The sequence below is a fragment of the Mesorhizobium qingshengii genome, from assembly GCF_027563465.1.
GTDB classification, from domain to species: domain Bacteria; phylum Pseudomonadota; class Alphaproteobacteria; order Rhizobiales; family Rhizobiaceae; genus Mesorhizobium; species Mesorhizobium qingshengii_A.
The window spans coordinates 56430-80407 of record NZ_JAPFQA010000002.1; the positions used below are offsets into that span (position 1 = coordinate 56430).

The 23978-nt window shown below is 64.1% G+C and carries 20 protein-coding genes; 11 read left to right on the forward strand and 9 right to left on the reverse strand.

What is annotated here, in order from left to right; genetic code table 11:
* Positions 1–132: 132 nt before the first annotated feature.
* From OOJ09_RS04850 to OOJ09_RS04865, 4 genes are all read left to right on the forward strand, one after another.
* Positions 133–1515 carry an aspartate aminotransferase family protein gene (locus OOJ09_RS04850; protein WP_269904109.1) on the forward strand — a complete coding sequence of 461 codons (1383 nt, stop codon included), beginning with the start codon at positions 133–135 and terminating at the stop codon, positions 1513–1515.
* A gap of 46 nt (positions 1516–1561) precedes the next feature.
* Entirely contained in the window at positions 1562–2947 is a 1386-nt protein-coding gene (locus OOJ09_RS04855) for a glutamine synthetase family protein (protein WP_269904110.1), read from the forward strand.
* Positions 2948–3034: 87 nt separating this feature from the next.
* A complete protein-coding gene (locus OOJ09_RS04860) occupies positions 3035–4270 on the forward strand; it encodes a putative DNA modification/repair radical SAM protein (protein WP_269904111.1) in 1236 nt (411 codons plus the stop codon).
* Between the two features lie 2 nt (positions 4271–4272).
* Positions 4273–5736, forward strand: coding sequence for a UdgX family uracil-DNA binding protein (locus OOJ09_RS04865; RefSeq protein ID WP_269904112.1), 1464 nt, complete (start codon positions 4273–4275; stop codon positions 5734–5736).
* 225 nt (positions 5737–5961) lie between these two features.
* On the opposite strand, the gene OOJ09_RS04870 is transcribed toward OOJ09_RS04865, so the two are convergent.
* The 4 genes from OOJ09_RS04870 to OOJ09_RS04885 form a co-directional block, all read right to left on the reverse strand.
* On the reverse strand, positions 5962–7227 hold the full coding sequence (locus tag OOJ09_RS04870; protein WP_269904113.1) for a glycerate kinase type-2 family protein: 1266 nt from the start codon (positions 7225–7227) through the stop codon (positions 5962–5964).
* Positions 7228–7402: 175 nt separating this feature from the next.
* Positions 7403–7909 carry a heme-degrading domain-containing protein gene (locus tag OOJ09_RS04875; protein ID WP_269904114.1) on the reverse strand — a complete coding sequence of 169 codons (507 nt, stop codon included), beginning with the start codon at positions 7907–7909 and terminating at the stop codon, positions 7403–7405.
* 223 nt (positions 7910–8132) lie between these two features.
* Positions 8133–9446 (reverse strand): guanine deaminase, encoded by a 1314-nt coding sequence (gene guaD / locus OOJ09_RS04880; protein ID WP_269904115.1) that lies wholly within the window; start codon positions 9444–9446, stop codon positions 8133–8135.
* A 2-nt stretch (positions 9447–9448) separates the two neighbouring features.
* Positions 9449–10666: a urate hydroxylase PuuD gene (locus OOJ09_RS04885; protein ID WP_269904116.1), complete on the reverse strand. Its 1218-nt coding sequence runs from the start codon at positions 10664–10666 to the stop codon at positions 9449–9451.
* Between the two features lie 137 nt (positions 10667–10803).
* Between OOJ09_RS04885 and OOJ09_RS04890 the strand changes: the two genes are divergently transcribed.
* The 3 genes from OOJ09_RS04890 (at position 10804) to OOJ09_RS04900 (ending at position 14115) form a co-directional block, all read left to right on the forward strand.
* Positions 10804–11724, forward strand: coding sequence for a LysR family transcriptional regulator (locus OOJ09_RS04890; RefSeq protein ID WP_091580992.1), 921 nt, complete (start codon positions 10804–10806; stop codon positions 11722–11724).
* Between the two features lie 103 nt (positions 11725–11827).
* Positions 11828–12847, forward strand: a complete 1020-nt coding sequence (locus OOJ09_RS04895) for an LLM class flavin-dependent oxidoreductase (RefSeq protein WP_269904117.1) — start codon at positions 11828–11830, stop codon at positions 12845–12847.
* Positions 12844–14115: an LLM class flavin-dependent oxidoreductase gene (locus tag OOJ09_RS04900; protein ID WP_269904118.1), complete on the forward strand. Its 1272-nt coding sequence runs from the start codon at positions 12844–12846 to the stop codon at positions 14113–14115. Before OOJ09_RS04895 ends, OOJ09_RS04900 begins: the two co-directional genes overlap by 4 nt.
* Before the next feature lie 12 nt (positions 14116–14127).
* On the opposite strand, the gene OOJ09_RS04905 is transcribed toward OOJ09_RS04900, so the two are convergent.
* The 5 genes from OOJ09_RS04905 to uraH form a co-directional block, all read right to left on the reverse strand.
* The gene (locus OOJ09_RS04905; RefSeq protein ID WP_269904119.1) at positions 14128–14964 is read right to left on the reverse strand and encodes a PhzF family phenazine biosynthesis protein; all 837 of its coding nucleotides are present in this window, start codon (positions 14962–14964) and stop codon (positions 14128–14130) included.
* A 99-nt stretch (positions 14965–15063) separates the two neighbouring features.
* Complete coding sequence (xdhC, locus tag OOJ09_RS04910) at positions 15064–16023, reverse strand: xanthine dehydrogenase accessory protein XdhC (protein WP_269904852.1); 960 nt, start codon at positions 16021–16023, stop codon at positions 15064–15066.
* Positions 16024–16085: 62 nt separating this feature from the next.
* A complete protein-coding gene (gene xdhB, locus OOJ09_RS04915; RefSeq protein WP_269904120.1) occupies positions 16086–18431 on the reverse strand; it encodes a xanthine dehydrogenase molybdopterin binding subunit in 2346 nt (781 codons plus the stop codon).
* Entirely contained in the window at positions 18431–19912 is a 1482-nt protein-coding gene (xdhA, locus tag OOJ09_RS04920) for a xanthine dehydrogenase small subunit (RefSeq protein WP_269904121.1), read from the reverse strand. The genes xdhB and xdhA overlap by 1 nt, the downstream gene beginning before the upstream one ends.
* A 3-nt stretch (positions 19913–19915) precedes the next feature.
* Positions 19916–20290: a hydroxyisourate hydrolase gene (gene uraH / locus OOJ09_RS04925; RefSeq protein ID WP_269904122.1), complete on the reverse strand. Its 375-nt coding sequence runs from the start codon at positions 20288–20290 to the stop codon at positions 19916–19918.
* 194 nt (positions 20291–20484) lie between these two features.
* Here uraH and puuE point away from each other — a divergent pair, with 194 nt between their 5' ends.
* From puuE to OOJ09_RS04945, 4 genes are all read left to right on the forward strand, one after another.
* Positions 20485–21903: an allantoinase PuuE gene (gene puuE, locus OOJ09_RS04930; protein ID WP_269904123.1), complete on the forward strand. Its 1419-nt coding sequence runs from the start codon at positions 20485–20487 to the stop codon at positions 21901–21903.
* A 10-nt stretch (positions 21904–21913) separates the two neighbouring features.
* Entirely contained in the window at positions 21914–22777 is an 864-nt protein-coding gene (locus OOJ09_RS04935) for a bifunctional allantoicase/(S)-ureidoglycine aminohydrolase (RefSeq protein WP_269904124.1), read from the forward strand.
* Positions 22774–23265 (forward strand): ureidoglycolate lyase, encoded by a 492-nt coding sequence (locus OOJ09_RS04940; RefSeq protein ID WP_269904125.1) that lies wholly within the window; start codon positions 22774–22776, stop codon positions 23263–23265. The genes OOJ09_RS04935 and OOJ09_RS04940 overlap by 4 nt, the downstream gene beginning before the upstream one ends.
* Before the next feature lie 68 nt (positions 23266–23333).
* Positions 23334–23927 carry a nucleoside deaminase gene (locus OOJ09_RS04945; RefSeq protein ID WP_269904126.1) on the forward strand — a complete coding sequence of 198 codons (594 nt, stop codon included), beginning with the start codon at positions 23334–23336 and terminating at the stop codon, positions 23925–23927.
* The last annotated feature ends 51 nt before the right edge of the window (positions 23928–23978 follow it).

Genomic DNA, 23978 nt, shown 5'->3' on the forward strand with positions numbered 1-23978 from the left:
TCCGCATTGACGCCGACTTCGCCAACCGGGTCAAGCGCCGCCGCTGCCGGCTGAGCCAATGCAGGGCGGACCCGCGGCCAATTGCGGTTACGGACATGGATTGGCTAAGAGTGACGGACAAGAGGGGTTTCCATGCACAGCAGCGACACTTCAAGGACGTCCATCGGCGGCATCGGCCGCGACCGCATTGCCGATCTTCGCGAGACCGAAGGTGAGGCCTTCCGCAAGGCGCGGCCGCGATCGCAAGCGAAAGTCGGCAACGGCCTACCAGGTTTCTTCGGCGGCGTGCCAATGCACTGGATGAACGACTGGCCGACGCCGTTTCCGATCCTGGTCGACAGCGCCAAAGGCGCAACCATCACCGACATCGACGGTATCAGGCTCGATGATTTCTGCCTTGGCGACACCGGCTCGATGTTCGGCCACTCGCCGCCGCCGGTGGCGCGCGCCATCCGCCGCCAGGCCGGACGCGGCCTGACCTATATGCTGCCTTCGGAAGACGCGCTCGCCATCGGACCGCTGCTGCAACAACGCTTCGGCCTGCCTTTCTGGCAGATCGCGACGACGGCGACCGACGCCAACCGCTTTGCGTTGCGCGTTGCGCGCGCCATCACCGGCCGCGAAAAGATCCTCGTCTTCAACGGCTGCTATCACGGCTCGGTCGACGAGACGATGGTGCGGCTGATCGATGGCAAGCCGGTCAACCGGCCGGGACTGGCGGGCGAGTTCCGCGACCTGACCCGCACGGCAAAGGTGATCGAGTTCAACGATGTTGCCGCGCTGGAAACCGCCCTGAGGGACAAGGACGTGGCTTGCGTCATCGCCGAGCCGGTGTTGACCAATTCCTGCATGGTGCTGGCCGATCCGGGCTTCCATGATGCGCTGCGCAGGCTGACGCGCGCGGCCGGCACGCTGCTGTTGATCGACGAGACGCATACGATCTCGACCGGCCCCGGCGGCTACACCAGAAAGTACGGGCTGGAGCCGGACCTGTTCGTGCTGGGCAAGCCGATCGCCGGCGGTGTGCCGGCGAGCGTGTGGGGCATGAGCGATGACGTCGCCTCGCGCTATGCCGCCTACAACAGAAGCAAGGAACCCGGCTATTCCGGCATGGGCACGACCCTGTCAGCCAACCCGCTGCAATTCGCGGCCATGCGCGCCACGCTCGAAGAGGTGATGACCAGTGAGAATTATGACCGCATGGATCATCTGGCGCGGCGGCTCGATGCCGGGCTGACCGGGGTCATCGACCGCTACCGCCTGCCCTGGCATGTTGCCCGCGTCGGCGCCCGCGTCGAGTTCATCTGCGCACCCGGCCCCTTGCGGAATGGCGCCGAGGCGGAGGTGGCGCATGCGCCGGAACTGGAAGCGGCCATCCATGTCGCGCTGGTCAATCGCGGCGTGCTGATCGCGCCCTTCCACAACATGATGCTGATCTCGCCGGCGACGTCAGGTGCCCAGGTCAACCGGCTGATCACCGCCTTCGGCGCGGTTGCGGCAAAGCTTGCGGCATGAGACAAGCCGCTAGCAAATGGGCGCGCAAGCCAAACCAGGTTCCATCATGACCTCACCTTCGGGCTCGACGCCCACCGAGGCGCAAGCCTTTCTCGACGCTCATCCCGAGATCGAAGCCTTCGATATCGTGCTGACCGACGCCAATGGCGTCGGCCGCGGCAAGATCGTGCGCCGGCATGAGCTGAAAAGCATCTTCGAGGGCGGCCGCCATATGCCGATCTCCATCCTCGGCCTCGACATCACCGGCGAGGATGTGCACGAGACCGGGCTGATCTGGACGACCGGCGACGGCGATCTCAGGGCATGGCCGATCCCCGGCACGCTGGTCCCGCTCTACGGCACAAACCCGCCGCGCGGCCAGTTGCTGATGGCGATGTACCAGCTCGACGGCCGGCCGATGTCGTCGGATCCGCGGCTGGCGCTGGCCCGGCAGGTCGACATATTGGCATCCAGGGGCCTCTATCCGGCCGGCGCCTTCGAGCTCGAATTCTTCCTGCTGGCGAATGAGCGCGATGCCGATGGCAAGGTGCAGCCGGCGCGCGCCGTGCTCGACGGCCGCGTCTCGGGCAAGACCGAGGTCTATTCGGTCGATCATCTGCACGGCATGGAACCGCTGTTTTCCGACATCTACGCCGCGGCCAAGGCACAAGGCATCCCGGCCGAGACCGTCATTTCCGAATATGCGCCCGGCCAGTACGAATTGACGCTGAACTACCGCAAGGACGTGATGCGGGCGGCCGACGATCTCGTCATGCTGAAGCGGCTGGTGCGGGCGCAGGCGCGCCGCCACGGCGTCACCGCTTGCTTCATGGCCAAGCCGATCGAGAAATATGCTGGCTCGGGCATGCATTTCCACGTCTCGCTGCAGGACAAGGCCGGCCGAAACGTCTTTGCCGAAGCCGGTGGCGAGAGCTGGTCGCTGCCACTGCTGCAGGGGCTCGGCGGCCTCATCCAGACGATGGCGGAATCGATGCTGGTGTTTGCGCCGCACGCCAATTCCTGGCGGCGTTTCGTCTCGCAATCCTATGCGCCGGTGGCGCCGACCTGGGGCGTCAACAACCGCTCGGTGGCGCTGCGCGTGCCGGCCGGCGACGCCAAGAACCGGCGCATCGAACACCGCCCGTCCGGCGTTGACGCCAACCCCTATCTGATCGCGGCGACCGTGCTCGCCGGCATCATCAAGGGTCTCGACGAAGGTCTCGATCCCGGCCCGGAAACCACCGGCAACGGCTATGAGGCCGCGGTCACGCGCACGACGATGCCTGTCGACTGGCGCGCCGCGATCGAAGCGGCCAGGGGGTCGGCGTTCCTGAAAGAGGCGCTCGGCGAAGACCTGCACCGCACCTTCGTGGCGATCAAGCAGTCCGAGTATCTGCGTGTGGCGCGCACGGTCAGCGAACTGGATTACCATCTCTATCTGCACGAAGTCTGATGGCTGAATGATCCGGCGGCGATCACTTTTTCGCCGCCCCCATCGAATGAGGTAGCGCGCCAGCCACTAAGAACATATCATGAACAAATGTCCGCACTCACTGTTCGCGAAAAGCTGGCGATTCTCTCCGATGCGGCCAAATATGATGCATCGTGCGCTTCATCGGGTTCGGCCAAGCGCGATTCGCTGAAGTCCGGTGGCATCGGCTCCACCGAAGGCATGGGCATCTGCCATTCCTATGCGCCCGACGGCCGCTGCATTTCGCTGCTGAAAATCCTGCTCACCAATTTCTGCATCTACGATTGCAGCTATTGCATCAACCGCTCGTCGTCCAATGTGCGGCGTGCCCGCTTTACCGTCGACGAGGTGGTGAAGCTGACCATGGATTTCTACCGGCGCAACTACATCGAGGGCCTGTTCCTGTCGTCGGGCGTCATCCGCTCGCCCGACGAGACCATGGGCGAAATGGTCGAGGTGGCGCGGCGGCTGCGACTCGACGAAAAATTTGGCGGCTATATCCATCTGAAAACCATCCCGGAAAGCTCGGCTGAACTGGTCGAGAAGGCAGGCCTCTATGCCGACCGGCTGTCGATCAATGTCGAGCTGCCGACCGACGAGGGCGTCAAGCGGCTTGCGCCGGAAAAGAAGCCGGAAACGATCCGGCTGTCCATGGCCAGGCTGCGCCAGAAGATGGAGGAAAAGGCCGAGCCGACGCTGAAGACCAAGAAGCGCGAGCGCTTTGCGCCGGGTGGCCAGTCGACACAGATGATCGTCGGCGCCGACAAGACTTCCGACGACGGCATCCTGCATGCCAGCGCGCGGCTTTATGGCAGCTACCATCTGCGGCGCGTCTACTATTCCGCCTTCAGCCCGATCCCGGATTCGTCGTCGTCCCTGCCCTTGCAGAAGCCGCCGCTGATGCGCGAACACCGGCTCTATCAGGCCGACTGGCTGATGCGCTTCTACGGCTTTTCGCAGCCCGAGATCCTGGCCGGCAGCAATGACGGCATGCTCGACCTCGCCATCGACCCCAAGCTCGCCTGGGCGCTGCGCAACCGGGGACTGTTCCCCGTCGATGTCAACAGCGCCGAGCGTGAGGCGCTGTTGCGCGTGCCGGGTCTCGGTACCAAGGTGGTGGCGAAAATCCTGGAGACCCGCCGCCACCGGCGCATGCGGCTCGAAGATCTCGGGCGGCTTTGCCAGTCGATCGCCAAATTGCGGCCCTTCATCATCGCGGAAGGCTGGTCGCCGGGCGCACTCACCGACAAGGCGGGCCTGCGCGGCAAGATCGTGCAATCCTGCGAACAACTGTCGCTGTTTTGACCATGCAGCCGGCTGAGCTCGATCTTGCCCGATACAGTGTACGGCTCGATAGCCAGACCGATTTTTCCGGCTGGCGCGACGCTGCGCGGCGGCTGGCACTGAACGAGGTCAAGCCCGAGGACATCAGCTGGCATGTCGCGCCGGATCCTGACGGATGCCAGACCGATTTGCCGGCCATGCCTGGGGGCGTGCAGCTCCTGGTGCCGCGCGAATTCATCGAACACGCCGAGACCGCCTTCTGCCATTCAGACCCAGGCCGGTTCGCTTTTCTCTACCGGCTGCTGTGGCGACTGCGCCGCGAGCCGAAGTTGCTGGCGATCGCATCGGATCCTGACACCAGGCGGCTCGAAGCCATGGAAAAGGCGGTGCGGCGCGACAGCCACAAGATGCATGCCTTCGTGCGCTTCCGGAAGATCGGCGACGGCGACGAGGAGCGTTATGTCGCCTGGTTCGAGCCGGATCATTTCATCGTCGAGCGCAACGCGGATTTCTTCGTCAGGCGGTTCACCGGCATGCGCTGGACGATCCTGACACCCTATGCCTCCGCCGACTGGAATGGCGAAAGGCTGGCCATCGGGCCGGGCGCCGCCAAGGGCGATGCCCCCGCTGGAGACGATACCGAGGCGCTGTGGCGCACCTATTTCGAGAACATCTTCAACCCGGCGCGGCTGAAGGTGAAGGCGATGCAGAAGGAGATGCCGAAGAAATACTGGCGGAACCTTCCCGAGGCCTCGCTCATTCCAGATCTGATAGCAGGAGCGGACAAGGCCGCCACAGCCATGATTGCCAAGATGCCGACGACGCCAGCGCCGCACCACGCCAAGGTGCAGGCCAAGCATTGGTCGAAGGCGACTGAGCCGGCCGAGCCGGATGCTGCCCGCACCATTCCAAAGTTGCGCGAGGCGGCGAAGGGTTGCCGCCGCTGTCCGCTTTGGCGCGACGCGACACAGACCGTGTTCGGCGAAGGACCCGATGACGCCCGGGTTATCTTCGTCGGCGAACAGCCGGGCGATCAGGAAGACCTCGCCGGCAAACCTTTCGTCGGCCCGGCGGGCAACGTGTTCGACGCTATACTGGACGACGCGGGCGTCGACCGCCAGAAAGTCTACGTCACCAATGCGGTCAAGCACTTCAAGTTCGAGCCGCGCGGCAAGCGCCGCATCCATTCCAAGCCGAATGCCGGCGAGGTTCAGGCCTGCCGCTGGTGGATCGACAGGGAATTCGAGCTGATCAAGCCGGATCTCGCCGTGGCGCTGGGCGCAACCGCGGCGCTGTCGCTGCTCGGCAAGGCGATCCCGGTGACGAAGATGCGCGGCCAGGTGATCGAGCGCGAGGACGGCTTGCGTGTGTTCGTTACGATCCATCCCTCGTTCATCCTGCGCATCCATGAATCGGCGGAGAAGGAAGCGGAGCGCGAACGGTTTCTGAAAGATATGAGAGAAGTGAAGCGGCTGATGGCTGCTTGATCAGGCTGTCGGTTAGCGCCGCCCCTCATTGTCCTGCCGGACATTTCTCCCCGTATGGTGACGGGGAGAAAGACGCTGTCGTCGCGGCTTTCGCTAATAGCCAAGGTTCCAAGAGGAGCGCGAAGGCGGGGTTAGTCCCCTTCTCCCCGTCACTATACGGGGAGAAGGTGCCGGCAGGCGGATGAGGGGCAGCGCTAACGCTTGTGCAGCGCAATGCGACGCGCCCTAACGAATGAGTATCGCCCGGAGATCGTTGACATTCGTGCCCGTCGGGCCGGGCACGAAAAGATCGCCAACGGCATTGAAGGCCGTCCAGGCGTTGTTGCCGGCCAGCATCGCCTTGGCGTCCACACCCGCCGCGCGCATGCGCGAAACAGTCGAGCCATCGGCGAAGGCGCCGGCATTGTCTTCCGAACCGTCGATGCCGTCGGTGTCGGCGGCCAGGGCGTGAATGCCTTGCACGCCGTTGATGCCGATGGCGAAGGCGAGCAGGAATTCCGAATTGCGGCCGCCCTTGCCCTTGGCACGCAAGGTCACGGTTGTCTCGCCGCCGGACAGGATCAGCACCGGCTTTGGGAATGGCCGATCGCGTGTCGCCACCTCGCGCGCGATTGCGGCATGCACGCCGCCGACCTCGCGCGCCTCGCCCTCGATGGCATCCGAGAGGATGACAGCTTCGATGCCTTGCCGTTTCGCTTCCAATGCCGCCGCTTCCAGCGATACACCGGCGGAGGCGATCAGGTGCACCTCGTTGCGCGAAAAGCGTTGATCATCCGGACCTGGCGCATCGGCGGCCGGCGAGTTGATGTGCGCCATCACCGCGGGCGGGAGCTTCATGCCGTAGGCAACGATCGACGCGAGCGCGTCCTCGCGGCTGCCGGTATCGGGAACGGTCGGGCCGGAGGCGACCAGTGCGGGGTTGTCGCCTGGGATGTCGGAAACCACCAGCGACACCACCCTGGCCGGCCAGGCGGCCGCCGCCAGCCTGCCGCCCTTGATGGTGGAGACATGCTTGCGAATGGTGTTCATCGCCGCGATCGGCGCGCCGGAGGCGAGCAGCGCCTCGTTGACGGCGATCTCGTCGGCCAGCGTCAGGCTTCCGGCCGGTGACGGCAACAGCGCCGAGCCGCCGCCGGAAATCAGCGCCACGACCAGATCATCCGCTGTCAGCCCCTGGACTTTTTCGAGCAGCCGCCGCGACGCCTCAAGCCCGGCGGCATCCGGCACCGGATGCGCCGCTTCGATGATCTCGATGCGCTCGCAGGCCGCTCCATAGCCATAGCGGGTGACGACCAGCCCTTCGATCGGTCCGTCCCAGACCTTCTCGAACGCCGCAGCCATCTGCGCCGAGCCCTTGCCCGCGCCAATGACGATTGTGCGGCCCCTGGGCTTGGCCGGCAAATGATCGCGGATGGTCCGCTCAGGATCGGCGGCAGCGACGGCGGCGTTGAAAATGGATGTGAGGAAGGCCTTGGGGTCGAGAATGGTCATACCGAGCTGCCACCGACGTTCTGCAAACTTCTGCGCCGTTTGCGCTGCCCCTCACCCTTACCCTCTCCCCGTGAAAAACGGGGAGAGGGGGATCGCCGGCGTTGGAGCGCTTCCCTTCTCCCCGTCACTATACGGGGAGAAGGTGCCGGCAGGCGGATGAGGGGCGGCGCCAGCGTCAAGAATTTGTTTCCGGAGATAATACCAGCCCGCGCTTGTCGACACCGAGATGATCGCACAGCGCATCGACCACCACGCCGTGGTCCTCGCGCTCGGGCAAGCCCGAAACGGCGATGACTCCGATCACGCCGGCGTCCTTCACAGTGACCGGAAAGCCGCCGCCGGCCAGTACAAAGTCCGATATGTCGAGGCCTTCACCGACCTTGAAGGTGCGGTCGGGGCGCTGCTGCTCCAGCACCATGCGGTAGGTGCTGCGCAGGAACCGCTTGACGACATTGATCTTGCGCCGCGCCCAGTCCGGGTTGGAAGCGTTCGAGCCCGGCATCGCGGCATAGAACAGCGGCCGGTCGAAGGTCCTGATGTCGACGATGACAGGCAGGTTCCCGGCGAGCGCGCGGTCGCGGATGGCCGAACCGATCTTGAAGGCAACCGCCTCATCGAAGGCTGGAAAGACAAGAACCTCTTCCTGTCTCTTGATCAGAGCGATGTCATCAGCAACGGCCATGTCGTTCCCCTGTCAACTTCGCCGCACGCTTTGGCCGATGGTTACCGCCGGGTCAAGCGTCTGCGCGACTTCGTAAGTGCCAAGGCATGTTGAGATTCAGGTCAGGCCGAGCCGAAAGTGGTGGCTTCCGAGAACCGGAGCGGAGCGTACTTTTAGGTACGTGAGCGCCGGAAGCGCAGGACGCCGCCGCTTGCAGGCCGGCATCACCTGAATATCAGCATGCCTAAATCGCCATGTCGGTCTTCGCCGCCCGCCCCGCCACATAGACCTCGCGCACAGCGCGGTCGTCACCGAGCGTCTGCAGGAGAAACAGTTCCTGCGCCAACGTCTCGGCCGTTTCCATCCTGAGCCGCATCGCCGGTGTTGCCCTGGCATCCAGCACGACGATGTCGGCATCAGTCCCTTCGTCGAGCGTGCCGATCTTTTCCGCCACCGACAGCGCCTCGGCATTGCCGCGCGTCATCTGCCAGAAGGACTGGAACGGGTTGAGCTTCTCGCCGTTCTGCGCGATCACCTTGTAGCCTTCGTCCATGGTGCGCAGCATGGAATAGTTGGTGCCGCCACCGACATCGGTGGCGGCCGCGATCCTGATCGGCTTGTCGCGGCGGCGAAAGCGCTGATAGTCGAACAGGCCGGAGCCAAGGAACAGGTTGGAGGTCGGGCAGAACACCGCCACCGAGCCGCTGTCCGAAAGCGCATCCGCCTCACGCTCTGACAGATGGATGCAATGGCCGAACAAGCTCTTCTTCCCCAACAGCCCATAGTGCTCGTAAACGTCGGTGTAGTCGCGCGACCACGGATAGAGCTCCCGCGTGAAGGCGATTTCGGCATGGTTTTCCGACAGATGCGTTTGCATGTGCAGGCCGGGATGTTCGCGGCACAGCGCGCCGGCCATCTCCATCTGTTGCGGCGATGAGGTGATGGCGAAGCGCGGCGTGATGGCATAAAGCTGCCGTCCCTTGCCGTGCCATTGCGCGATCAGCGCCTTGCTATCGTCATAGCCGGACTGCGGCGTGTCGAGCACGCCGTCGGGCGCATTGCGGTCCATCATCACCTTGCCGGCGATGTTGAGCATGTTGCGGTCATGCGACTCGGCGAAGAAGGCTTCGGCCGACGCCTTGTGCACCGAGCAGTACGCGGCAACCGTCGTGGTGCCATGGCGCACCATCTCGTCGAGGAACAGCCGCGCGATGCGGCGGCCATGCTGCGCGTTGGAGAATTTCGTCTCTTCCGGGAAGGTGAAGGTGTTCAGCCAGTCGAGCAGCTCCGCGCCGTAGGAGGCGATGACCTGCATCTGCGGGAAATGCACATGCGCGTCGATGAAACCCGGCAGCAGCAGATGCGGGCGGTGGTCTATTCTTTTCGCCGCTTCGCCGGCCTGTTTCTCGACTTGCGTATAGGCGCCGGCGGCGATGATCCGGCCATCGCGGATCAGCAGGCCGCCATCCTCCTCGTAGCGCCAGGCGGAATGGTCGTCGATGGTCTCGGGCCAGCTTACAAAGGAAAGCGTGCGGCCGCGCAGAAGTGTCGAGGTCATGCTTACTTTCCCGCGCCTTCGAACCAGGCCACCAGCAGCGCCCGCTCCTTGTCGGTAATCTGCGAGACGTTGGCGGGCGGCATGGCGTGGCTGCGGCCGGCCTGCAGATAGATCTCGCGGGCGTGGTTGGCGATTGCCGCGTCGGTGTCGAGCATCACACCCTTGGGCGCATGGTAGATGCCCTCATAGACCGGCTCCGCCGCGTGGCACATCGAGCAGCGGCCGAGCACGGTGTCGCGCACGGCGGGGAAATGCGCCGAGGCGACATAGACCTGCGCCGCGGCCGAGGCGCTGGGTTCGCCGGTCAGCACCTTCGGCGCGGTCGACAGCCAGATGATGATGATGAACAGGACGAGGGCGCCCAACCAGGTCCAGTGCGGGTTGCCCTTGCGCGCATGGACGGTGTTGAAATAGTGCCGGATCAGCACACCGATGATGAACACCAGCGAGGCGATGACCCAGTTGAACTCAGTGCCAAACGCCAAGGGGTAGTGGTTCGACAGCATCAGGAACAGCACCGGCAGCGTCAAATAGTTGTTGTGCAGCGAGCGCTGCTTGGCGATCTTGCCGTATTTGGGGTCGGGCTTGCGGCCGGCGATCAGGTCGGCGACGACGATCTTCTGGTTGGGGATGATCACCATGAAGACATTGGCCGACATGATTGTGGCGGTGATGGCGCCCAGATGCAGGAACGCGGCGCGGCCGGTGAACAGGTGCGTCAGCCCCCAGGCGATGAACACCAGCACGCAGTAGAGCACCAGCATCAGGCCGGTGTCGCTCTTTCCCAGCGGCGAGCGGCACAGGAGATCATAGACCACCCAACCGACGCCGATCGTCGCCAGCGACAGCAGGATGCCGACCGGCACCGACATGGGCAGCACATTGGGATCGATCAGGAACAGATCGGCCCCGGCATAGTAGACGACGCAGAGCATGGCGAAGCCGGACAGCCAGGTGGCGTAGGATTCCCATTTGAACCAGGTCAGGTGCTCGGGCATCTCGGCCGGCGCCACCAGATATTTCTGGATGTGGTAGAAACCGCCTCCATGCACCTGCCATTCCTCGCCAAAGGCGCCGACGGGCATGCCCGGACGCTGGCGCAGGCCGAGATCGAGCGCGACGAAATAGAAGGACGAGCCGATCCAGGCGATGCCCGTGACGACGTGCAGCCAGCGCACGGCAAAACTCAGCCATTCCCAGAAAATCGCGAAATCCATCATTGAAGTCGTCCCTGCCGATCACACGACTTTACGGGCTGGAGCGCAAACGGAAAGAGGCGAGGCGCACGATGACTTTCAAAAAAAAATGGAAAATACTAGGCTGTTCCCACTCAGCCGCGTGAGAGCCACGAAACAGCATGGCCTATCTCGACAACATCGCCGTCTTCGTTCGCGTCGTCGAACTCGGCAATCTGTCGGCGGCTGGGCGCGACATGCGCATTTCGCCGGCGGTCGCCTCCAACCGCATCAAGGAACTGGAGAAGCATCTTGGTGTGCGGCTGTTCAACCGTACGACACGGCAGTTGATGCCGACCGAGCATGGCACGGTTTTCTACTCTGGCGCCAAGCAGGTGCTTGAGGCGATCACCGAGGCGGAAGCGGCGGTCTCGGCGCTGTCCGGCCAGCCACGCGGCACCATCCGCGTCACCGCGCCACTTGGCCTCGGCCGGCGGCTGGTGGCCTCGGGCATTCCCGATTTCCACGACAAATATCCTGACATCGAGGTGCGGCTCAGGCTCTCGGACCACAATGTCGACATCATGAAGGAAGGCATCGACGTCGCCTTCCGGCTCGGCATCATCGAGGATTCCAGCCTCAGGATGCGCGGCATCATGGAATGCGAGCGCGTGCTGGTGGCGGCACCGAAATACCTGGAGGCGCGCGGCGAGCCGACGGAACCGCAGGAACTGATCGGCAAGAAGCACGACTGCCTGATGCTGCGCTATTCCGGCGCGCGCGAATATGTGTGGACGCTGCAGACCCCCACGGGTCCGCAGAAATTCGAGGTGCATGGTCCGTATGATACGGATGACGGCGATGTGCTGACCGGCTGGGCGCTGTCCGGGCGCGGCATCATCAACAAGCCGCGCTTCGAGGTGGAACCGTTCATCCGCGACCAGCGGCTGAAAGTCATCCTGAGCAGCACGCCGCCGACGCCGGTGCAATTTGCCGCCGTCTATCCGCACAAGAAGCTGCAGGACCCGAAAGTGCGGCTGCTGCTCGACTTCATGGCGGAGCGTTGCCAGCGATTGATCAACGACCTTCTCGCGGGCAAGTGATAGCTGGCCGGCAAGAGACCGGCGATTGGCCCAGTGCCAGCGGTTGCCATCCCGGGAAGCGGCAAACATAGTTCCGATCGATTTCGTGCTGCAGGGACCATCGATGGACAACGGCGCCACAATGCATCTTGCCGTCTCGCTGTGTCCGGGAACCACCGACGCATCGCGTGGGGCCGAGCCGGAATTCGATCGTCTGGCGCGGTTTGCGCAGAAGGCCGAAGCCGCCGGGCTGGACATGGTGCTGCTTGCCGATGCCGCGCCGGCTTCCGGCGGCGATGCCGCGAACCGGCAAGTGCCCTTCGAAGCGACGACCTTGCTGGCCGCACTGGCGACGGTGACAAGCAGGATCGGCCTCGTCGCAATGGCTTCGACGGTCGCCCACCAGCCCTACAATCTGGCGCGCCGTTTCGCCTCGCTCGACATCATCAGCCATGGCCGCGCCGGCTGGCATGCGACGATGGCGCAAGCGCCACGCGAAGCGGCCAATTTCAGCCGGCCGGGAGGCTTTTCCCGCGACGATTTTCGCCGCCGCACGGAGGAGTATATCGGCATCGTTCAAGGTTTGTGGACCGGCTGGGACGCGGACGCGCTGTTGTTCGACAAAGGCGGCGGCCGCTTCCACGACCCCGACAGGATGCATCTGCTCGACCACAAGGGCGAGTTCTTTTCCGTGCGCGGACCGCTGAACGTCGCGCGATCGCCGCAGGACAGGCCGGTGCTGGTGCTGTCCGGCCTGTCGGTATCAGACATGGATATTGCCGCCCGCACCGCGGATGTCATCCTGCTGGAAGAACGGCCGGCGGAAGAGACCAAGGCAAGCCGTGACGATCTGAAGCGCCGCGTCGCTGCCCGTGGGCGGGACCCGGATGCCGTGAAGGTGCTGATGGACGTCTTGCCCGTCACCGGTGGTGAGCCGGCCGGCCTCGCCGACAAGTTGGAAGAACAGTTCCGCTCGACAAGCTGCGACGGGTTCAACATCCTCATGCCGGCAGAGCTTTCGGCGATCGACGATTTCGTCGATCTGGTTTTACCGGAGTTGCGGCGGCGGGACCTTTTTCGACAGGGCTATCGCGGCGCGACGCTGCGCTCGCATCTCGGACTTGGCGGCGGAGGCGACCAATGACCGCCGCGTCCCGCCAGATGAAGCTCGGCGCCTTCCTGTGGGCGACGGGCCATCACATCGCCGCCTGGCGCCATCCACAAGCGCATGTGACGGCGGGCATCGACATTGACCACTACATCCAGCTGGCGCGCACCGCGGAAGCGGCGAAATTCGACCTGCTGTTCTGTGAGGACGCCGCCGGCCTGCGCGAGGCCGATGTCGGCATCGCCAGCCAGACCTCGCGCTCGATCGGTTTCGAGCCCATCAGCCTGCTGTCGGCGCTCGCCGTCCAGACCAGCCGCATCGGTCTCGTCTCCACCGCCTCGACAAGCTACAACGAGCCTTACGGGCTGGCGCGGACCTTCCTGTCGCTCGACCATCTGAGCGGTGGCCGTGCCGGCTGGAACCTGGTTACATCAGCCAGCCAGATCGAAGCCGCCAATTTCGGCTCGACCGGCTTGCGTCCGCACGCCGACCGCTACGAGCGGGCGCGTGAATTCGCCGAGGTGGTGACCGGGCTTTGGCACGGCAAGCTCGACGGGACTTCCGGATCCGGTCACGATGGCCAGAGCTTTTCGGTTCGGGGTCCGCTCGACCTGCCGCGTTCGCCTCAGGGCGCGCCGGTCATGGTTCAGGCCGGCGCCTCGGATGTCGGCCGCGACCTTGCCGCCCGAACAGCCGACGTGGTGTTCACGGCGGCGCAGACTTTCGAGGAAGCGAAGGCCTTCTACGACGATCTCAAGGGGCGCCTGGCGGCCTATGGGCGTGAGCGGGACGACATCAAGATCATGCCGGGCGTTGCGCCCGTAGTGGCGGAAACGGAAGCGGAAGCGCGGGAAAAATACGAGGAATTGCAGGAACTGATCCCCGACGATGTCGGTGTTGCGCTGCTGTCCAGCTATCTCAGCATCGCCGATCTCTGGCGCTATCCGATTGACGGGCCGCTGCCGGAGCTGCCAGCGACAGAAGGCATGCAGAGCCGGCAAGCGCTGGTCATCGAGCAGTCGCGCCGCGACAACCTTTCCATTCGTCAGCTTGCCCGCCATTTCGCCGGCGCGCGGGGCCATTGGCGCATCGTCGGAACAGCCGCCCAGGTCGCCGACGAGTTGCAGGCGCGGTTCGAGGGTGGTGCGGCCGACGGCTTCAACGTCATGCCTTCCTATTTCCCCGGCGAGCTCGATGCCTTCGCCACGCTGGTCGTGCCGGAACTGCAGCGGCGCGGCCTGTTCCGCAAGGACTATGAAGGGCACACGCTGCGCGAGCATCTGGGCTTGAGGCGGCCCGCCTGAGATCGAGCGCGCCTACGCCTCGTCCATCATCCGCGCGGTTCCCGACACCCTGATCGAGCTGCCCGGCGCGGGTGGAATGTCGGCATGCAAGCGCGAGCGCATGCCCATGTCCTCGCCCTGCACGACATCGATCGCGCCGCCATGCGGCCAGCCGATGTCACGCAGATAGCCGGCGAAGGCGGCCGTCGACGCTCCCGTTGCCGGGTCCTCATAGACGCCACCGGAGGCAAACGGATTGCGCGTGTGGAACAGCCGAGGCGTTTCGGCATGGGCAAGCAGGATCGTCACCAGCCCTTCGCGCCGCATCAGGGCCTGGCCGGTTTTCAGATCGTAGCGCATGGCGGCCAACGCCTCGCGCGACTTGAGAACCAGCACAAGATGGTCCGCACCGCCATGGATCAAGGCCGGTGGAATGGCCGGATCGAGATCGCTGGATGCGTAGCCGAACAGCACTAGCGCCTCGGCAATGAGCTGCGGCGGTGCCGGCTTGCTGCGTGTCGGCGGCGACTGCAAGGCAGCAGCGACATTCGCGCCATCACGGAACCCTTCGACGGTGATGCTCGCCTGGTTGAGGGTCAACGGGAAAATTCCATCGCCGAATTGCCGGACCAGCGCCGCACCAAGCGCAATGGTGGCATGGCCGCAGAAGGGAACTTCCGATTCCGGCGAGAAATAGCGGACCCGCCAGCCATTGCCGTCCGGTGCGGCAAAAGCGGTTTCCGAGAACCCGACTTCGGCCGCCATGCGCTGCATCGCGACTGCATCGGGCAAGACGTCGCCTATCAGGACTCCCGCGGGATTGCCGCCGGTGTCGCCATCCGAAAAGGCTGCGATTTTCAGTACGTCCATCTGCTTCCACCTCGTACTCCCAAGGCGCGCAGGAAACACCCTCCCAAGTGATTTGAGAACCGAAGAAATCGACGAGCAGCTGTGACCTGATCGATGAGGTCAGCCGGCTGTCACCTTGTTACAACGCGCCTGGTGATCGGCATTTGACGCGGCTGTGTGAGTGACCAGCGCCGTCATGATCTCGGCGGCCGCGAGCGCCGCGATGACTTGCGGGCGCTTGTCCTTGACGGCGTCGCCACCGATCGGTGAGACGAGGCGGGCAAGTTGCGCTTCGCTGCCGTCCACCGATTTCAGGAACCAGTTCCTGAACGTGGCTTTCTTGGTCTTCGAGCCGATCATGCCGACATAGGCGGTGTCGTCGCGTTTCAGCGCTTCCGCGACAATCAGGAAATCCAGCGCGTGGTCATGGGTCAGGATGGCGAAAGCGGTACCGGCCGGAGCGTTTCGCACCTCGGCCTCGGGTATCGGCGTCAATCGCGTCTCGACGGTTTCCGGCATGCCTTCCAGCGCCTCGGCCCGTGTCTCGATGACGACGCCGCGCACCGGTAGAAGTGCGATCGTCGACGCCAGCGCCTGGCCGACATGGCCACCGCCAAAGATGTAGACATGCGGCAGATGTGCCTCTTCGGCCTCCGCCGCAGCAATCAGGTCGGCTGCAAGCGCGGCATCGACGAGCCTGATCAGCACTTCGACGCGCCCGCCGCAACATTGTCCGATCTCGGGGCCTAGCGGCACGTCGAGCGTGGCGTACATCTCGTCGACTTCGAACCGGGTAGGGGCGCGCGTGGCACGACCATCCGTACCCCCACCCCGGCCGGCTTTGCCGGCCGACCCTCCCCGCAAGGGGGAGGGTGAAGACCCGAGCATCTGCCTGGCCTTGTCGATCGCCATGTATTCGAGCTGACCGCCGCCGATCGTGCCTGACATCGTCGTCGCCGAGACGAGCATGAAGGCGCCCTTCTCGCGCGGTGTCGAGCCCTTGGTGCCGGCCACTTCGACCAAAGCGACGCGGCCTTGCCCGGCAAGGAAGTCTTTCAGGCTTTGCACTTTCGAATTCATCATTCGCATTCCCGTGCGGGAAACATAGAGTTTTCCGGCCCGAATTGCACGTTTTGCCAGCCTCAGGCCTTGGCCTCGTCTTTCAGCCGCTCGATCGTCATCAGCACGCGTTCGGGTGTCGCGGGGGCATCGAGGCGCGGACAGATCTTGTGGTCGGCGACGCTTGCCACCGCGTCCGACAGCGCATGGAGTACCGACATGCCGAGCGGGAACGGTGGCTCGCCGACCGCCTTGGAGCGGTGGATCGTCGGCTCGCCTGCCTCCGGCCAGTCGGCCAAGGTGACGTTGAAGATCTTCGGCCGGTCGGAGGCGAGCGGGATCTTGTAGGTCGACGGCGCATGGGTGCGCAGCCGGCCCTTGGCGTCCCACCACAATTCCTCCGTCGTCAGCCAGCCCATCCCCTGGATGAAGCCGCCTTCGACCTGGCCGAGGTCGATGGCGCGGTTCAGCGAGCGGCCGGTCTCGTGCAGGATATCGGTGCGCTCTACCATGTACTCGCCGGTCAGCGTGTCGACCGAGACTTCCGAGCACGAGGCGCCATAGGCGAAATAGTAGAAGGGGCGGCCTTCGCCCTTGTCGCGGTTCCAGTGGATTTTCGGCGTCTTGTAGAAGCCCGCCGCCGAAAGCTGGATGCGAGCCATGTAGGCCTGCTTGACGAGGTCGGCGAAAGCGATCTCCTGGTTGCCGATGCGCACCCGGTTGGGCAGGAACAGCACCTGATCGCGCGGCACCTGGTATTTTTCAGCGGCGAAATCGGTCAGCCGATCCTTGATCTGGCGAGCGCCGTTCTGCGCCGCCATGCCGTTGAGGTCGGTGCCGGACGACGCCGCCGTGGCCGAGGTGTTCGGCACCTTGCCGGTGGTGGTCGCGGTGATCTTCACCTGGTCGAGGTCGATCTGGAATTCCTCCGCCACCACCTGCGCCACCTTGACGTAGAGGCCCTGCCCCATCTCCGTGCCGCCGTGGTTCAGATGCACCGAACCGTCGTTGTATACATGCACCAGCGCTCCAGCCTGGTTGTAGTGCGTGGCCGTGAACGAGATGCCGAACTTGACCGGCGTCAGCGCCAGGCCGCGCTTGATGAAGCGGCTGTTGGCATTGAAGGCCGATATTTCGCGCCGCCGCCGGGCATAGCTGGCGCTCTCCTCCAGTTCGGCGACGATGCGCTGGATGATGTTGTCCTCAACCGTCTGGTGGTAGGGCGTGATGTTGCGGTCCGAGGTGCCATAAAAGTTCTTCTTGCGGATCTCGAGCGGGTCCTTGTCGACGGCAAAGGCGACCTCGTCGATGACGCGTTCGGCGCCGACCATGCCTTGCGGACCGCCGAACCCACGGAAGGCGGTGTTCGACACGGTGTTGGTGTAGAGCGGCGCCGACTGGGCATGCACCGCCGGCCAGAAATAGGTGTTGTCGCAATGGAACAGCGCGCGATCTGTGACCGGGCCTGACAGATCCGCCGAGAAACCGCAGCGCGCCGCGAACATGAAATCGACACCCAGAATGTTGCCCTCGTCGTCGAAGCCGACTTCGTAGTCGACGAGGAAATCATGCCGCTTGCCGGTGGCGATCATGTCGTCGTCGCGGTCGGGCCGGATTTTCACGGCGCGATGGTGTTTCTTGGCAGCGATGGCTGCGAGCGCGGCAAACTGATTGCCTTGCGTTTCCTTGCCGCCAAAGCCGCCGCCCATGCGGCGGATTTCCACCGTGATGGCGTTGCTCGGCACGCCGAGCGCATGGCTGACCATGTGCTGGATTTCGCTCGGATGCTGGGTCGAGGAATAGATGGTGACGTCCTGGTCTTCGCCGGGAACGGCCATCGCGATATGGCCTTCGAGGTAGAAATGCTCCTGACCGCCGACGCGCATTTTTCCTTTCAGCCGGCGCGGCGCCTGACGGATCGCTGTGGCGGCATCGCCGCGCTTCAGCGTGAGTGGCGGCGTGACGAGCTTGTCCTTTTTCGGATCGAGCGCGCCGATGTCGGTGACGAAGGGCAATTCCTTGTATTCGACCTTGGCCAGCCTGGTTGCGCGACGCGCCTGCTCGCGCGTTTCAGCGATGACACAGAAGATCGGCTGGCCGTAGAACTCGACCTTGCCGTCGGCGAGCACCGGCTCGTCGTGGCGGCCGGTCGGCGAAATGTCATTCTCGCCCGGCACGTCCTTTGCCGTCAGCACGTCGACGACTCCCGGAGCGGCGCGCACCGCCGAAAGGTCCATGCTGGTGATGGTGGCGTGCGCCGCAGCCGAAAGACCGAGGCAGCCATGCAGCGTGCCGGCCGGTTCCGGCATGTCGTCGATATAGATGGCGGTGCCGCTGACATGCTTGTGGGCGGAATCATGCCGCTGATCGGTGGCGACGCCGCCGATGATCTTCTGCGCCTTGAGATTTGATGTGGCGTGCTTGTTCATCATGCCGCCTCGTTGCGGGACACCTGGAAGGGCGCCCTGGTGCCGGTGGTTTCGACAAAGAAGCGCAACAACAGGTTCCTGGCCGCAAGAGCCCGGTATTCGGCTGACGCCCGCATGTCGGTGAGCGGGGTGAAATCCTTGGCGTATTCCGCCATCGCCGCCTCGACCGTTTCTTCGGTCCAAGGCTTGCCGAGCAGCGCTTTTTCGACAGAAGACGCCCGCTTCGGCGTCGCCGCCATACCGCCATAGGCGATGCGCACATCCGTGACCGTGCCGTCCTTGGCCAGTGTCAGGAAGAAAGCGCCGAGTGCCGCAGTGATGTCCTCGTCGCGGCGCTTGGTGATCTTGTAGACGGCGAATTTCGTTGCCTTGGCCGGCACGGGCACATGCACCGCCTCGACGAATTCGCCTGGCCGCCGGTCCTGTTTGCCATAGGCAATGAAGAAGGTTTCGAGCGGTATCGTGCGCCGCTTCCTGCCCTTGCGCAGCGTCAGCCGCGCGCCGAGCGCGATCAAGGGCGGCGGCGTGTCGCCGATCGGCGAACCGTTGGCGATGTTGCCGCCGATCGTGCCCATGTTGCGCACCTGTTCGCCGCCGATGCGATCAAAAAGCGGCCCCAGCGCCGGGACACGCTTGGCCAGCATCGAGAAGGCTTCGGTGTAAGTAACGCCGGCGCCGATCGAGATAACGCCGCTGTCTTCGGAGATGGTGCACAGCCCGTCGAGATCGCCGATGAAGATCACCGGCGAGATGTCGCGCATGTGCTTGGTCACCCACAGGCCGACATCGGTCGAACCGGCAACGATGGTGGCGCCGGGTTCCTTGTCGAGCACGGCGGCGAAATCGTCGACGTTGGCCGGCACGACTAGGCGCGCCTTGCCGCCGCCGATCTCGACCCGCGCGCCGTCATGCATCGCCTCGAGCTTTGCCGTGATCGCCTTGCGCTCCACCGCCAACGGATCCTTCGCCGCTTTGCCATAGCTGGAGATGGTATGTGCCGCGCGCATGATCGCCTCGTAGCCGGTGCAACGGCAGAGATTGCCCTGCAACGCCTTTTCGATAGCAGCGTTCGATGGGTCGGGCGATTTCATCCACAGGCCATAGAGCGACATGACAAAGCCCGGCGTGCAGAAGCCGCATTGCGAGCCGTGGCAATCGACCATCGCCTGCTGTACCGGATGCAGCTTGCCAGCCTCGCCGCGCAGGTGCTCGACGGTCACGACATGGGTACCGTCCAGCGAGCCGAGGAAGCGGATGCAGGCATTGACGCTTTCATAGACCAGCCCGCCGGCCGAAAGCTTGCCGACCAGGACAGTGCAGGCGCCGCAATCGCCTTCGGCGCAGCCTTCCTTGGTGCCGCGCAGCGACCGGTTGAGCCGCAGCCAGTCGAGCAAGGTCTCATCGGGCGCCACCTTTGCGAGCGTGACGTCCTCGCCATTGAGGATGAAGCGTATCTCGTTGCGGATACTGACCTTGGCCACGCCTCAACTCCCCCTGTAAGTCGAATAGCCGTAGGGCGAGACGAGCAGCGGCACATGGTAGTGCACCGGCTCGGCCATGCCGAAGCGGATCGGCACGCTGTCGAGGAAGGCCGGCTCCGGCAGCCTTGTTCCCTGCCGCCGCAGATAGTCGCCGGCGGCGAACACCAGTTCGTATTCTCCCGTGCGGAATTCCGCGCCCGCCAGCAACGGCGCGTCGCAACGGCCATCGGCATTGGTGACAACAGTCTTCAGATGTGTCCGCGCGTCGCCATTGAGGTGAAAAAGCGCTATCGACAGCCCCGCCGCCGGCTTGCCGGTCGCCGTGTCGAGGACGTGGGTCGTCAGACGTCCGCCATCGGCTTTCGACGTTTCTGCCATTGGCCGCCTCCCATTTCCAGTATGAACGAATTGGCCCGATACAATCGAACATAGTGATGAATTGTGCGCCAATTAAAGGCCATGCATAAGTCCCGGTCGAGCGGAGCGCGACAAAAACACTTTCAAAAATTTTCGGGGGAATGCGCGGGCAACCCTTTCGACTATCCTCATCACAATATCCGGCAGGAGTGACAATGCGTTACGAACGGGACATGCGCGGCTACGGAGCCAATCCGCCGGATCCGAAATGGCCTGGTGGTGCGCATATCGCCGTGCAGTTCGTCGTCAACTACGAGGAGGGCGGCGAGAACTGCGTGCTGCATGGCGACAAGGCGTCGGAAGCCTTCCTGTCGGAAATCGTCGGCGCGGCACCCTGGGTGGGGCAGCGCCATTGGAACATGGAATCGATCTACGAGTACGGTGCCCGCGCCGGCTTCTGGCGGCTCCATCGCCTGTTCACCGAGGCCAAGGTGCCCGTCACCTGCTACGGCGTCGCCACCGCGCTCGCCCGGTCGCCCGACCAGGTCACGGCGATGCAGGAAGCCGGCTGGGAGATCGCTTCGCACGGGTTGAAGTGGATCGACTATCGCGACCACAGCGCCGAGGACGAGCGCCGCGATCTCGAAGCGGCGATCCGACTGCACTACGAAGTGACGGGCGCACGCCCGACCGGCTGGTACACGGGCCGCACATCGGTCAACACGGTGCGGCTGGCGGCGGAAGAAGGCGGCTTCGACTATGTGTCGGACACCTATGACGACGAACTGCCTTACTGGTTCGAGCACGAGGGCGGCACACAGCTCATCATTCCCTACACGCTCGACGCCAACGACATGCGCTTCGCCACGCCGCAAGGGTTCAATTCGGGCGACCAGTTCTTCGCCTATCTCAAAGATAGCTTCGACACGCTCTATGCCGAGGGCAAGGCCGGCCGGCCGCGCATGATGAACATCGGCCTGCATTGCCGCCTCGTCGGGCGGCCGGGCCGGGTGGCGGCGCTGAAACGCTTCGTCGACTATGTGAAGTCGCACGACAAGGTCTGGCTGGCGCGGCGCATCGATATCGCCAGGCACTGGCAAGAGGTCAATCCTTACCAGCCGGCGGCACTGCGTCCGTCGAAGATGGAATTCGAGGCCTTCGTTCACACCTTCGGCGGCGTGTTCGAGCATTCGCCATGGATCGCCGAACGCGCCTATGAGCTGGAGCTGGGCCCGGCGCACGACACCTCGGGCGGCCTGCACAATGCACTTTGCCGCATCTTCCGCGCCGCAAGCGAGATTGAGCGGCTCGGCGTGCTCAATGCCCATCCCGATCTTGCCGGCAAGCTGGCAAAAGCCAAGCGGCTGACGGCGGAATCGACCAGGGAACAGGCCTCGGCTGGCCTCGACGCGCTGACCGACAAGGAGCGCGAACTGTTCTCCAAGCTCAATGCCGCCTACGTCACCACCTTCGGCTTCCCTTTCATCATCGCGGTGAAGGGCAAGACCAAGGAGGAAATCCTGGCGGAGTTCGAAACGCGCATCGGCAACGGCCGCGGCGTCGAATTCGAGACCGCCTGCAGACAGGTCGAGCGCATAGCCCTGCTCCGCCTCAAGGACATGCTTCCACAATAGGTTTGAACCCATGGATACGATCAGGATGCCCGACCGAACCTATTACGCGCCGCATGGCGGCCATTCCGGCCAGAACGAGCTGCTGACCGGCCGCGCCGTCTTCACCGAGGCTTATGCCGTCATTCCCAGGGGTGTGATGCAGGACATCGTCACCAGCGCCTTGCCGTTCTGGGACAAGACCCGCGTCTGGATATTGTCGCGACCGCTGTCCGGTTTTGCCGAGACCTTCTCGCAATACATCGTCGAGGTCGCGCCCGGCGGCGGCAGCGAGCGGCCGGAACCGGATGAAGGCGCCGAGGGCGCCCTGTTCGTGGTCGAGGGCGAACTGACGGTTCTGCTCGCCGGCAAGAAGCATCGTTTGAAGCCCGGCGGCTTTGCCTTCCTGCCACCGGCAAGCGGCTGGACGGTTCGCAACGAAAGCAAGGCCGATGTCCGCTTCCACTGGATTCGCAAGGCTTACGAAGCTGTCGACGGCTTGGAGACACCTGAAGCCTTCTTCACCAACGAACAGGAGATCGCGCCGTCGCCGATGCCCGGCACCGAGGGCCACTGGGCAACGACGCGGTTCGTCGATCCGGCCGATTTGCGCCACGACATGCACATGACCATCGTCACGCTCGAGCCGGGCGCGGTCATTCCCTTTGCCGAGACCCACGTCATGGAGCACGGGCTCTATGTGCTGGAAGGCAAGGCGGTCTATCGCCTCAACCAGGACTGGGTCGAGGTCGAGGCCGGCGACTATATGTGGCTGCGCGCCTTCTGCCCGCAGGCCTGCTATGCCGGCGGCCCGGGAAAATTCCGCTATCTGCTCTACAAGGACGTCAACCGGCACGCCAAACTTGGCGGGGCGGGCCTCGGAGATCGCGCGCGGTGACCCGCATCGTCGCGCGGCCGTTGACCCGCGAGAGCTTTGCCGAATTCGGCGACGTCATCGACATGGGCGGCGGCAACCACTACCCGATCAATGGCGGCAAGGCCGAGCGCTACCATGATCTTGCGACCGCTGAAGCGGCAGGGCCGAACGCCCGCGTGCTGATCTCGATGGTGCGCGGCACACCTTACGAACTGCCGCTGAAACTGAATATGGTCGAGCGCCACCCCCTTGGCAGCCAGGCCTTCATCCCGCTGTCGCCGCGCCCGTTCCTGGTCGTCGTCTGCCATGACGGCGACGAGGGGCCTGGCAAGCCGCACGCCTTCATCACCGCGCCCGGACAAGGCATCAACTATTCCCGCAATCTCTGGCATGGCGTGCTGACGCCGATCGGCGAAACGCAGGATTTCCTGATCGTCGACCGCGGCGGCGACGGCTCCAATCTCGAAGAATTCCATTTCTCGCATGCCTACGAGATCCATCTCCCATAGTTTTTCGTGCATGTCGTTACCCCAAAACCGGGGGCACTTTTGGGCGACATGCAGCAGGAGACCCGATAATGACCGACATTTCGCTGATCGACCGCCTGCTCGACGTCATCGAGCACGACATCGTGCCGAAGACGGAAGAAGGCGTTGCCCATGGCAACAAGCTGTTCGGCGCGGCGATCCTGCGCAAGGACGACCGTTCGCTGGTGCTGGCCGAGACCAACAACGAGATGGAAAACCCGCTCTGGCATGGCGAGGTGCATTGCCTGAAGCGTTTCTACGAAATGCCGAAGGCCGAGCGCGTCGATACCACGGACGCCATTTTCCTAGCCACGCACGAACCCTGCCCTCTCTGCCTGTCGGCGATCACCTGGACCGGCTTCGACAATTTCTACTATTTGTTCAGCCACGAGGATTCGCGCGACAGCTTCGCCATCCCGCATGATCTCAGGATCCTGAAAGAAGTCTTCACGCTCGACCCAGGCGGCTACAACGCAGAGAATGCGTATTGGAAGAGCTTTTCGATCCGCAGGCTGGTGCGGTCACTGCCCGAGGCCGAGCGCCAGCGTCTCGAAACGCGCATCGGCAGGATTTCGGCCCGCTATGACGAATTGTCGGAGGCCTACCAGGCGAGCAAGGCCGAAAACGACATACCGCTGAATTGACGCGGATTGACCAGCCGAATTCGTTGGCTGGCCCATGACGCGACCCCACCG